The 11,593-nt window shown below is 61.5% G+C and carries 10 protein-coding genes; 7 read left to right on the top strand and 3 right to left on the bottom strand.

Annotation, left to right across the window (positions count from 1 at the left end):
- Positions 1 to 667: biotin/lipoyl-containing protein (locus GTP55_RS28670; RefSeq protein WP_308494760.1), on the bottom strand; the 667-nt coding region annotated here is incomplete at its 3' end.
- Between the two features lie 107 nt (positions 668 to 774).
- Positions 775 to 3,465: a pyruvate dehydrogenase (acetyl-transferring), homodimeric type gene (aceE, locus tag GTP55_RS28665; protein WP_110844858.1), complete on the bottom strand. Its 2,691-nt coding sequence runs from the start codon at positions 3,463 to 3,465 to the stop codon at positions 775 to 777.
- Between the two features lie 266 nt (positions 3,466 to 3,731).
- Between aceE and folD the strand changes: the two genes are divergently transcribed.
- From folD to GTP55_RS28640, 5 genes are all read left to right on the top strand, one after another.
- The gene (folD, locus tag GTP55_RS28660) at positions 3,732 to 4,577 is read left to right on the top strand and encodes a bifunctional methylenetetrahydrofolate dehydrogenase/methenyltetrahydrofolate cyclohydrolase FolD (protein ID WP_161048176.1); all 846 of its coding nucleotides are present in this window, start codon (positions 3,732 to 3,734) and stop codon (positions 4,575 to 4,577) included.
- 101 nt (positions 4,578 to 4,678) lie between these two features.
- On the top strand, positions 4,679 to 6,754 hold the full coding sequence (locus GTP55_RS28655; RefSeq protein ID WP_161048175.1) for a M3 family metallopeptidase: 2,076 nt from the start codon (positions 4,679 to 4,681) through the stop codon (positions 6,752 to 6,754).
- A 91-nt stretch (positions 6,755 to 6,845) separates the two neighbouring features.
- A complete protein-coding gene (locus GTP55_RS28650; RefSeq protein WP_161048177.1) occupies positions 6,846 to 7,277 on the top strand; it encodes a DNA polymerase III subunit chi in 432 nt (143 codons plus the stop codon).
- The gene (locus GTP55_RS28645; RefSeq protein WP_161048174.1) at positions 7,274 to 7,651 is read left to right on the top strand and encodes a DUF2486 family protein; all 378 of its coding nucleotides are present in this window, start codon (positions 7,274 to 7,276) and stop codon (positions 7,649 to 7,651) included. Before GTP55_RS28650 ends, GTP55_RS28645 begins: the two co-directional genes overlap by 4 nt.
- Before the next feature lie 175 nt (positions 7,652 to 7,826).
- Positions 7,827 to 8,963: a branched-chain amino acid ABC transporter substrate-binding protein gene (locus GTP55_RS28640; RefSeq protein ID WP_161048173.1), complete on the top strand. Its 1,137-nt coding sequence runs from the start codon at positions 7,827 to 7,829 to the stop codon at positions 8,961 to 8,963.
- A gap of 52 nt (positions 8,964 to 9,015) precedes the next feature.
- Here GTP55_RS28640 and GTP55_RS28635 read toward each other — a convergent pair whose 3' ends face one another.
- Positions 9,016 to 9,336: a c-type cytochrome gene (locus GTP55_RS28635; protein ID WP_161048172.1), complete on the bottom strand. Its 321-nt coding sequence runs from the start codon at positions 9,334 to 9,336 to the stop codon at positions 9,016 to 9,018.
- A 153-nt stretch (positions 9,337 to 9,489) separates the two neighbouring features.
- Here GTP55_RS28635 and GTP55_RS28630 point away from each other — a divergent pair, with 153 nt between their 5' ends.
- Together GTP55_RS28630 and GTP55_RS28625 are read left to right on the top strand one after the other, a co-directional pair.
- Entirely contained in the window at positions 9,490 to 9,714 is a 225-nt protein-coding gene (locus tag GTP55_RS28630; RefSeq protein ID WP_161048171.1) for a TIGR04438 family Trp-rich protein, read from the top strand.
- 250 nt (positions 9,715 to 9,964) lie between these two features.
- Positions 9,965 to 11,593 (top strand): methyl-accepting chemotaxis protein (locus GTP55_RS28625; protein ID WP_161048170.1); only part of this gene is annotated, 1,629 nt, incomplete at its 3' end.

Raw genomic sequence — 11,593 nt, 5'->3', positions numbered from 1 at the left:
CTGCGACCGGCGACGGCGCAGGCGCGGCGGCGGTCGCAGGCGATGGCGCGGCCGATGCCGGCGCAGCAGCGGCGCCAACCGGACCGCCGGTGGCTTCCACCACGAACACCACGGTGCCCATGGCGACCTTGTCGCCTACCTTGACCTTCACTTCTTTCACCACGCCGGCGTGCGACGACGGGATTTCCATGCTGGCCTTGTCCGATTCAACGGTCAGCAGCGACTGGTCTACCTTGATGGTGTCGCCAACCTTGACCATCACTTCGATGACTTCCACTTCCTTGAAGTCGCCGATGTCCGGTACCTTGACGTCGACCGGGCCGGCCGATGCTGCCGGCGCGGCGGCAGGCGCCGGCGCAGGCGCAGCAGCAACCGGTGCTGGCGCAGCGGCGGCAGGAGCGGCAGCCGGCGCAGGTGCAGCGGCGGCTCCATCGGCCTCCAGCAGCAGCACCAGCGAACCCATGGCAACCTTCTCGCCGACCTTCACTTTGATCTCTTTCACCACGCCGGCGGCGGACGAAGGGATCTCCATGCTGGCCTTATCCGATTCAACGGTGATCAGCGACTGATCGACCTTGATGGTGTCGCCAACCTTGACCATCACTTCGATGATCTCAACTTCCTTGAAATCGCCGATATCCGGGACTTTAACTTCCACAATGCTCATAGCGTTTGCTCCGTATTCTAGTTGCCCGTCATTCCCGCGCAGGCGGGAATCCATGGAACGTCAGTTCAGCATGGATCCCCGCCTGCGCGGGGACGACGGCGCGATTGTTATTGGGTCACCGGATTTGGCTTGTTCGGATTGAGGTTGTACTTGGCCACAGCCTGCTCAACCACCGAAGCGTCAATCTTGCCTTCTTCCGACAGCGACTTCAGTGCAGCGACCGTGATGTAGTAACGGTTCACCTCAAAGAACTCGCGCAGCTTGGCGCGGCTGTCCGAACGGCCGAAACCATCGGTGCCCAGCACGCGGTAGGTGCGGTCTTTCGGAATGAAGGCGCGGATCTGTTCCGCAAACGCGCGCATATAGTCGGTCGTCGCCACGATCGGACCGCTGGTGTCTTTCAGCAGTTGCGCCACGTATGGCACGCGCTGCTCTTTGGTCGGATTGACCAGGTTCCAGCGCTCGGCGTCCTGACCATCGCGCGCCACCAGCGTCAGCGAAGGAGCGGACCATACGTCGGCGGCGATGTTCCAGTCGTTCTTCAGCAGTTCAGCCGCGAAGATCGATTCACGCAGGATGGTGCCGGAGCCGATCAGCTGCACGCGCTGTTTCAGCGACTCGTCGCCTTGCTGCAGCAGGTACATGCCTTTCAGGATGCCCTCTTCCTGGCCTGGCTTGATGCCTGGGTGCGGGTAGTTCTCGTTCATGATGGTGATGTAGTAGAACACGTCTTCCTGTTCTTCCACCATGCGGCGCATACCGTCCTGGATAATCACTGCCAGCTCGTGACCGAAGGTCGGGTCGTACGGCATGCAGTTCGGCACAGCCGCTGCAAACAGGTGGCTATGGCCGTCCTCGTGCTGCAGGCCTTCGCCGTTCAGCGTGGTGCGGCCGGCGGTGCCGCCCATCAGGAAGCCGCGCGCGCGCATGTCGGCAGCAGCCCACACCAGATCGCCGATACGCTGCATACCGAACATCGAGTAGTAGGTATAGAACGGGATCATCACGCGGTTGTTGGTCGAGTACGACGTTGCCGCAGCGATCCACGAGCTCATACCGCCGGCTTCATTGATACCCTCTTGCAGGATCTGGCCGGCCTTGTCTTCGCGGTAGTACATCACCTGGTCCTTGTCGACCGGCTCGTACAACTGACCTTGCTGGTTGAAGATACCGACCTGGCGGAACAGGCCTTCCATACCGAAGGTGCGCGATTCATCGACCAGCACCGGCACGATGCGTGGGCCGACGCTCTGGTCTTTCAGCAGCGTGGTCAGGATACGTACGTAAGCCTGGGTCGACGACACTTCACGGCCTTCGGCAGTGGCGTCCAGAACGTTCTGGAAGGCGCTCAGCGGAGGAACGGTCAGCTTTTCGTCGGCCTGCTGGCGGCGGGCCGGCAGGTAGCCGCCCAGCGCGGCGCGGCGCTCGTGCAGGTACTTGATTTCCGGTGCGTCGTCGGCTGGCTTGTAGAACGGGATGTCGGCCAGTTGATCGTCCGGAATCGGGATCGAGTAGCGGTCGCGCATTTCGCGCACGGCTTCGTCGGTCAGTTTCTTGGTGTTGTGCGCGGTGTTGCGTGCTTCGCCGTGCTTGCCCATGCCGAAGCCCTTGATGGTTTTCACCAGCAGGACGGTCGGTTGGCCTTTGTGTTCCTGCGCGACCTTGAAGGCAGCGTAGATCTTGTGCGGATCGTGACCGCCGCGGGTCAGACGCCAGATGTCGTCGTCGGTCATGTTGGCAACCATCTCCAGCAGCTTTGGATGCTTGCCGAAGAAGTGCTTGCGCACGTAGGCGCCGTCTTTGGCCTTGTAGTTCTGGTACTCGCCGTCGACGGTGTCCATCATCACTTTGCGCAGGATGCCTTCTTTATCCTGTTGCAGCAGCGCGTCCCAGCCCGGGCCCCAGATGACTTTGACCACGTTCCAGCCGGCGCCACGGAATTCGCCTTCCAGTTCCTGGATGATCTTGCCGTTGCCGCGCACCGGACCGTCCAGGCGTTGCAGGTTGCAGTTGACCACGATGACCAGGTTGTCCAGCTTCTCGCGCGCGGCCATGCCGATGGCACCCAGCGATTCCGGTTCGTCCATCTCGCCGTCGCCGCAGAAGGCCCAGACTTTACGGTCGGTGGTGTCGGCGATCGAGCGCGCGTGCAGGTACTTCAGGAAGCGTGCCTGGTAGATCGCCATCAGCGGGCCCAGGCCCATCGACACGGTCGGGAACTGCCAGAAGCTTGGCATCAGTTTCGGGTGCGGGTACGACGACAGGCCGCCACCGTCGACTTCGCGACGGAAGTGCAGCAGCTGGTCTTCGCTCAGGCGGCCTTCGAGGAAGGCGCGCGCGTAGACGCCAGGCGACGAGTGGCCCTGGATGTACAGCAGGTCGCCGCCATGGTTTTCGCTCGGCGCTTTCCAGAAGTGGTTGAAGCCGATGCCCAGCATGTTGGCCAGCGAGGCGAACGAGGACAGGTGACCACCCAGGTCGCCGTCGACGCGGTTGGCCTTGACCACCATCGCCATGGCGTTCCAGCGCATCCACGAGCGCAGTTTTTCTTCGTATTCCAGATTGCCCGGGCAGTGTTGCTCCTGGGACAGTGGAATCGTGTTGACGTAAGCGGTGTTGGCCGAGAACGGGATGTCGGAGCCGCTTTGGCGGGCCAGGTCAATCAGGCGTTCCAGCAGGTAGTGAGCACGATCAGGGCCCTCTTGTTCCAGCACTGAGGCCAGGGAATCCAACCATTCTTTAGTTTCTTGCGAATCCGGGTCGGTGTTTGCCGTTACCTGGTCAAGTTGAGCTGACATGTATTAAGTCTCCTGAGTTGAGATTGTGCCCCGAACCATGCGGCTTCCGGGTTGAGAGTTTGCTGATTATTTACTATTACTTTAATGATGTGTGGGGATTCTAGCAGCCTATTTTGGCTTTTTCAAATTACGATAAGGCATTTCATATTATGGGATTTCCCTATGAAAACCTTGTGCAGTGCAGCATTCGCCGGTGGCGGAAAACGCGGCGGGATGGCCGCCGCCGCTTTATAATGCGGTTCTCCCTCTACCACTCTGGTTAAATCATGCCTGCTCAACTGATCGACGGAATCGCCCTCTCCCAAAAACTGCGCGCGGAAATTGCTGCACGTGCTGCAAAACTGACCGCCCAAGGTAAACAGCCTGGCCTCGCCGTGATCATTGTCGGCGACGATCCGGCCAGCCACGTGTATGTGCGCAACAAGGTCAAGGCTTGCGAGGACGCCGGTTTCTATTCGCTCAAGGATCAATACCCGGCGGATCTGAGTGAAGACGCGCTGCTGGAGCGCATCGCCGCGCTGAACGCCGATCCGGCCATCCACGGCATTCTGGTGCAGATGCCGCTGCCCAAGCACATCAATCCGCACAAGGTGATCGAAGCCATCTCCACTAAGAAAGACGTGGATGGTTACTCGGTGCTGAGCGCCGGCGAGCTGATGACCGGCCTGGAAGGCTTCCGTCCGTGCACCCCGTATGGCTGCATGAAACTGATCGAAAGCACCGGCGTGGACCTGCGCGGCAAGCATGCGGTGGTGATCGGCCGCAGCAACACCGTCGGCAAGCCGATGGCGCTGCTGCTCTTGCAAGCCAACGCCACCGTCACCATCTGCCATAGCGCGACCCCGGACATCGGCGTGTTCACGCGCCAAGCGGACGTGGTCGTGGCCGCAACCGGCCGCCGCAATACCCTGACTGCTGATATGGTCAAGCCGGGCGCGATCGTGATCGACGTCGGCATCAACCGTAACGACGAAGGCAAGCTGTGCGGCGACGTCGACTTCGACGGCATCAAGGAAGTGGCATCGCACATTACGCCGGTCCCCGGCGGCGTGGGCCCGATGACCATTACCATGCTGCTGATGAACACGGTGGAAGCGGCCGAGCGCACTTGATCGTCGCAAACCGTCGCTCCCGCGCAGGCGGGAGCCTATGCTGAGCCAGCGTTCTATGGGTTCCCGCCTTCGCGGGAACGACGCTGTAATAAAGGAACAATATGACTGACGCAACCAATCCCCTGCTCGACTTCAGCGGCCTGCCGCGTTTTGACGCCATCAAACCGGAGCACGTCACCCCCGCCATCGACGACCTGCTGGCCAAGAGCCGCGCCGTGGTCGAACAGCTGCAGGCACCGGCCGACCACGTCACCTGGAACAGCTTCGTCACGCCGCTGGAAGACGCCACCGAGCTGCTGGGCCGCGCCTGGGGCATCGTCAGTCATCTGAACAACGTGGTGGACACGCCGGAACTGCGCGCGGTCTACAACGAGAACCAGCCGAAAGTCACCGAATTCTGGACCGAACTGGGCCAGAACGAAGCGCTGTTCGCCAAATACAAGGCGCTGCGCGCCTCGGCCGAATTCGCCACGCTGACGCCGGCCCGCCAGCGGATTATCGACAACGCCATCCGCGACTTCCGCATGGGCGGCGCCGAGCTGCCGGAAGATAAAAAGGAACGCTTCGCCGACATCCAGGAAGAGCACGCCAAAACCTCGACCCGCTTCTCCGAAAACGTGCTGGACGCCACCAACGACTACAAGCTGCTGGTGACCGATGAAGCCGACCTGGCCGGCCTGCCGGACGACGTCAAGGCCGCCGCCCGCGCCGCCGCCGAGAAAGCCGAAAAACAAGGCTGGGAATTCTCGCTGCACTTCCCGTCCTACTACCCGATCCTGCAATTCGCCGACAAGCGCGAGCTGCGCGAAACCATTTACCGCGCCAACGCCACCAAGGCTTCCGAACAAGGCGAGGTCTTCAGCAAGAAGGAAGAGTGGGACAACACCGCCAACATCGTCACGCTGCTGAAGCTGCGCGACGAAGAAGCCAAGCTGCTCGGCTATAACAACTTCGCCGAAGTCTCGCTGGTGCCGAAGATGGCCAAGTCGCCGGACGAAGTGATCGCCTTCCTGGAAGACCTGGCCCGACGCGCCCGCCCGTTCGCCGAGAAAGACCTGGCCGAACTGCGCGCCTTCGCCAAGGAGGAACTCGGCATCGACGAACTGAAAGCCTGGGACATTCCGTACGCCTCCGAAAAACTGCAGGAAGCGCGCTACGCCTTCTCGGCGCAGGAAGTGAAGCAGTACTTCCCTGAACACAAAGTGGTCGACGGCCTGTTCCGCCAGATCCAGAACCTGTTCAACGTCGAGATCAAGCCCGACGACGCGCCGGTGTGGCACAAGGACGTGCGCTTCTTCCGCATCGAGCGCGACGGCAAGCTGATCGGCCAGTTCTACCTCGACCTGTATGCGCGCGCCGGCAAGTCCGGCGGCGCCTGGATGGACGACGCCCGCGGCCGCCGCGCCGACGCCACCAATGTCCAGACCCCGGTCGCCTACCTGACCTGCAACTTCACCGAGCCGGCAGTGGAAGACGGCGTCGCCAAGCCGGCGCTGTTCACGCACGATGAAGTGATCACGCTGTTCCACGAATTCGGCCACGGCCTGCACCATATGCTGACGCAGGTGGATGAGCTGGGCGTGTCGGGCATCTCCGGCGTCGAGTGGGATGCGGTGGAGTTGCCGTCGCAGTTCATGGAAAACTTCTGCTGGGAATGGGAAGTGCTGGAACACATGACCGCGCACGCGATCACCGGTGAGCCGCTGCCGCGCGCGCTGTACGACAAGATGCTGGCCGCGAAAAACTACCAGTCCGGTTTGCAGACGCTGCGCCAGGTCGAGTTCTCGCTGCTGGACATGCACCTGCACTACGATTACGACGCCAGTAGCGGCAAGAGCGTGCAGCAACTGATCGACGAAGTGCGCGCCAAATTCTCGCTGGTGATACCGCCGGCCTTCAACCGCTTCCAGAACTCGTTCGGCCACATCTTCGCCGGCGGTTACGCGGCCGGCTACTACAGCTACAAGTGGGCCGAAGTGCTGTCCGCCGACGCCTACGCCGCGTTTGAGGAAGCGCAGAAACTGGGCCCGGCCGCCGTGTCGGAAACCGGCAAGCGCTACCTGGCCGAGATCCTGTCGGTCGGCGGTTCGCGGCCGGCGCTGGAATCGTTTACCGCCTTCCGTGGCCGCGAGCCAAGCATCGACGCACTGCTGCGTCACAGCGGCATGGCCGCGTAACAATTCATCTTCCTTTCCCCACGCCGGGAACCGCGCGATAGCAACATCGATGCCAGCGGTTTCCGGCGTTTTCGCATACACTGGATTTACCATGACACGCATCGACTTCCACACCAACGTCCCGGACAAAGTCGCCTACGCCTGCCGCCTGGTGCGCAAGGCCTGGGCCGCGAACAACCGCGTGGTGCTGATGACCGACGATGCCGTGCAACTGGCGGAACTTGACGCGGCGATGTGGGCTTTTTCCGCCACCGACTTCCTGCCGCACGTATTGGCGGACGATGCGCTGGCGGCGCACACGCCAATCCTGCTGACGGACGATGATGAGGCGGAATTACCACACACGCACAAAGAATTATTGGTCAATCTGTCGCGCCGCGCACCCCGCAATGTGACGCAGTTTGCGCGCATGATTGAAGTGATTTCTTCTGAAGAAGATGATGCGGCTGCCGGCCGCAAGCGTTATGTCGCATACAAGCAGCAAGACTATCCTCTTACCCACTTTGTCGCAGGAAAATCATGAGCCAAGCATCGTTTGACGCAAGTATCCCTGTCCTGACGGAAGTTCTGAAAGCGGAGCCTTTGCATGACGAAGGCGCGCCGCCGCCGCCGATCTCGGCCGCTGCCGAACTCGAAGCCGAGGCCATCGACGGCTGGACCGACGCCGAATGGGCCGTCATGGAACACCGGCTGTCGGTGCGCATCATGCACCAGTTGCAGTCGCGCGTAGATTTTGTGCTGGAGCAGCGCATCAAGGACAGCATGGCTGAAGTACTGAGCCATGCACTGCACGACCTGACCAACGAAATCCGCATCGGCCTGCACGACACGATCGAGAAGATCGTCTCGCGCGCGGTCGCCCAGGAACTGACCCATCTGCAAGCGCAGAAAAAGTAAGTCCGCCACCCGGTCCGCGCACCTGCCGTGTGCACGGACCGCACCGCCCTGAAGCAGCTTTGCCTCAAATCAGGGAAACGCTCCAAAAAAGTTCAAAAGCCCCTGTTTGCCGCTTTGCGCGGCGAATAAATTGTTGTACCTTGGTGGCCTTGCATACAACTTTGGAGATTTGCACATGCAGTTCAAATTCATTCCCCTGGCCCTCGCCCTGGCATTTGCCGGCAGCGCCGGTGCGCAGGAAGTGATCAAGATCGGCCACGTGGCGCCGGTCTCCGGTCCATCGGCTCACCTCGGCAAGGACAATGAAAACGGCGCCAAGATGGCGATCGAGGATTTGAACGCCAAGGGCATCAAGATCGACGGCAAGCCGGTCAAGTTCGTGCTGCAACTGGAAGACGACGGCGGCGATCCGAAGCAAGGCACAGCGGTGGCGCAGAAGCTGGTCGACGCCAAGGTCAACGGCGTGATCGGCCACCTGAACTCCGGCACCTCCATCCCCGCCTCCAAGATTTACTACGACGCCGGCATCCCGCAAATCTCGCCGGCTACCACCCAGACCAAGTACACGCAGCAAGGCTTCAAATCGACCTTCCGCGTGGTCGCCAATGACGCCAAGCTGGGCGGCACGCTGGGCAGCTACGCGGTCACCAAAATCGGCGCCAAGAAAATCGCCGTGATCGACGACCGCACCGCGTACGGCCAGGGCGTGGCGGAAGAATTCGTCAAGGGCGCCAAAAAAGCGGCGCCGGGCATCGACATCGTCGCCAAGGAATTCACCACCGACAAAGCCACCGACTTCAACGCCATTCTCACCAAGATCAAGGCCAAGAATCCGGACCTGATCTTCTTCGGCGGCATGGACTCGGTCGGCGGCCCGCTGCTGCGCCAGATGAAGGCGCTGGGCATCACCGCCAAGTACATGGGCGGCGACGGCACCTGCACCGAATCGCTGCCGAAGCTGGCTGGCGTGGCGGCCGTGACGGGCACCGTGACCTGCGCCGAAGCGGGCGGCGTCACCGCCGAGCAGCAGAAAGGCATGGACGACTTCCAGGCACGCTACAAGAAGAAATACAACGCCGACGTGCAGCTGTATTCGCCGTACGTCTACGATGCGGTGATGACCATGGCCACCGCCATGCAGGAAGCCAACTCGGCACAGCCGGCCAAGTACCTGCCGTTCCTGCAGAAGATCAAGTACCAGGGCGTGACCGGCCTGATCTCGTTCGATGCCAAGGGCGACATCAAGGATGGTTCGCTGACGCTGTTTAATTACGACAACGGCAAGAAGACCAAGTTTGAAGTGATCAAATAAGAATGCAAAACGCGCCTTGAAGGCGCGTTTTTTTATATCAGTACGTCGCCGGTCATTTCTGCGACAGCACCCATTTCACCAGGGTGTGGGCTTCAGCCTCGTTGATCTGCGGGTTGGCTGGCATCGGGATCGCACCCCAGGTGCCCGAACCGCCCTTCATCACCTTGGTGACCAGTTTGGCTTCGGCATCTTTCTGGCCGGCGTATTTGGCGGCGACATCCTTGTAGGCAGGACCGACGACTTTGTTGGCGACCGCGTGGCACGCCATGCAGTTCTTGGCCTTGGCCAGGTCCAGGCCGGCGTCCGCCATGGCGACTTGCGAAGCGAAGGCCGATGCCAGCACTACCCCAACCATCATCAAATTGCGTTTCATTGTGTTCTCCAGGTGAATGCGACTAAATCTTGCCGGACCATTTTACCGCGTTTTGCTTTAGCGCATTTAACGCTCAAATCAAGTAATGGTTGACGATGCAGGGAATATTGCTGTCAATGAAACCAATGTAAGATAACGGAAAAGGAGAACATCATGCCACTGATCCTGCTGATCGTCGCTTTGGTTGTGCTGCGCTATTTTGAAGTATGGAAGTTTGCCGAATTATCCTGGTGGGCGATCGGCGCGCTGATGGTGCTGGCCTTCCTGTGGTTCGAATTCCTCGAGCCAATGCTGGGCTTCGACAAACGCAAAGCCCACAACGAGGACGAAAAACGCCGCAAGGCGCGCGTCAAACAGAACTTCGACAACAAACCCTGAAATCGATGCCAGATTTTTTTCACTTGCACCACGCAAGTCTGCCTCCCCCGCAGCGCGGCGCGGACGCCCGCTACGCCCCGGGCGACGCCAATTAATCTTTCCATAGGCCAACGTCAAGCCCTATCTGCAGCGTTGCGCCGACGCCAAAAGTGATTATTGGTGACGTTCTGCGCCGCTGCAGTCCCTAACATCGAGCAATGCACATATGCGGAATACTCATGTGCTTATGCATTACTTGATCGGAGGAAGTATGAAACTGCAGAACATGAAGGTGGCGTCCCGCCTGGGCCTGGGGTTCGGCCTGGTGGCGGTGTTTCTCGTCGTGGTCATCGCGCTGGGCCTGGTCAGCATGCGCCAGATCCAGGACCGCATGGACGAAATCACCAAGATCAACGGCGTCGAAACCAAGCTGGCGCAAACCATGGACCTGACCGTCACTGAACGGGCGCTGGCCATGCGCAACCTGCTGCTGCTCAAGGAAGACAAGGAAATCCAGATCGAGGTCAAGCGCATTGCCGATCAGGAGAAGAAATACGCCGACGCCCAGCAAAAGCTGAGCAAGATGTTCGGCACGCTGACCGAAACCTCGGCCGAGGAAAAGTCGCTGCTGGCCGAGATCGACAAGCAGGCCGCGCTGGCCGCGCCGTTCATCCAGCGCGCCTCGTCGCTGGCGCTGGAGCAGAAAGCCGACGAGGCCTACAAGGTGCTGCGCTACGAATTCCGCCCGGTGCAGAAGGCCTGGTGGGAAGCCCTGCGCAAGCTGATCGCGGTGGAGGAAAAGCAAAACGCCGAGGGTACCGAGGCGGCCGCCGTGGCCTATGCCCAGGCCCGCACGCTGATGCTGGCGATCGGCTCGCTGGCGCTGCTGACCAGTGTGGTGGCGGCGTGGCTGATCACCCGCGGCGTGACGCGCCAGCTCGGCTGCGAACCGGATGAAGCGGTCGAAATCGCCGGCCAGATCGCCGCCGGCAACCTGGCAGTGCACATCGCGCCGCGCAGCGGCGACCAGCACAGCCTGCTGTTCGCCATGCGCTCGATGCGCGACAGCCTGTCGCAGATCGTCACCCAGGTGCACGCCAGCACCGAAACCATTGCCAGCGCCGCCGGCCAGATCGCCTCCGGCAACCTCGACCTGTCGAGCCGTACCGAGCAGCAGGCCGGCACGCTCGAGGAAACCGCCTCGTCGATGGAAGAGCTGACCAGCACCGTGCGCCTCAACAGCGACCACGCGCGCCAGGCCAACGGCCTGGCCGAGTCGGCCTCCAGTGTGGCCGCCAAGGGCGGCGCCGTGGTGGCGCAGGTGGTCGACACCATGGCCGCGATCGACGTCTCGGCGCGCAAGATCGTCGACATCATCGGCGTCATCGACGGCATCGCCTTCCAGACCAATATTTTGGCGCTGAACGCGGCGGTCGAGGCGGCCCGCGCCGGCGAACAGGGCCGCGGCTTCGCGGTGGTCGCCAGCGAGGTGCGCAACCTGGCCCAGCGCAGCGCCGCCGCCGCCAAGGAAATCAAGGACCTGATCGGCGACTCGGTCAATAAGGTCGAGGCCGGCAACAAACTGGTCGAGCAGGCCGGCGCCACCATGCACGAGGTGGTCGACAGCGTGCAGCGCGTGACGGCCATCATGTCCGAGATCATGCTGGCCAGCCAGGAACAGAGCGCCGGCATTGAACAGATCAATACCGCCGTCACGCAGATGGATGACGTCACCCAGCAGAACGCCGCGCTGGTGGAAGAAGCGGCGGCGGCGGCAGCAGCGATGCAGGACCAAGTCAACAGCCTCAACGAAGTGGTCAGCATCTTCCGGCTGGAAGCCGAGCTGCGCCAGCCGCTACGGCTGGCGGCCTCGGCGCCGCTGGCGGCCGCGCGCCCGGCG

The sequence above is a fragment of the Duganella margarita genome, assembly GCF_009857535.1.
Classification (GTDB): domain Bacteria; phylum Pseudomonadota; class Gammaproteobacteria; order Burkholderiales; family Burkholderiaceae_D; genus Rugamonas; species Rugamonas margarita.
This window is presented reverse-complemented; position numbering and strand designations above follow the sequence as displayed.

Excerpts from the sequence above, each read along its gene's own strand:
- aceE (WP_110844858.1), bottom strand. The coding sequence starts at position 3,465 with ATGTCAGCTCAACTTGACCAGGTAACGGCAAACACCGACCCGGATTCG.
- folD (WP_161048176.1), top strand. The coding sequence starts at position 3,732 with ATGCCTGCTCAACTGATCGACGGAATCGCCCTCTCCCAAAAACTGCGC.
- GTP55_RS28655 (WP_161048175.1), top strand. The coding sequence starts at position 4,679 with ATGACTGACGCAACCAATCCCCTGCTCGACTTCAGCGGCCTGCCGCGT.
- GTP55_RS28650 (WP_161048177.1), top strand. The coding sequence starts at position 6,846 with ATGACACGCATCGACTTCCACACCAACGTCCCGGACAAAGTCGCCTAC.
- GTP55_RS28645 (WP_161048174.1), top strand. The coding sequence starts at position 7,274 with ATGAGCCAAGCATCGTTTGACGCAAGTATCCCTGTCCTGACGGAAGTT.
- GTP55_RS28640 (WP_161048173.1), top strand. The coding sequence starts at position 7,827 with ATGCAGTTCAAATTCATTCCCCTGGCCCTCGCCCTGGCATTTGCCGGC.
- GTP55_RS28635 (WP_161048172.1), bottom strand. The coding sequence starts at position 9,336 with ATGAAACGCAATTTGATGATGGTTGGGGTAGTGCTGGCATCGGCCTTC.
- GTP55_RS28630 (WP_161048171.1), top strand. The coding sequence starts at position 9,490 with ATGCCACTGATCCTGCTGATCGTCGCTTTGGTTGTGCTGCGCTATTTT.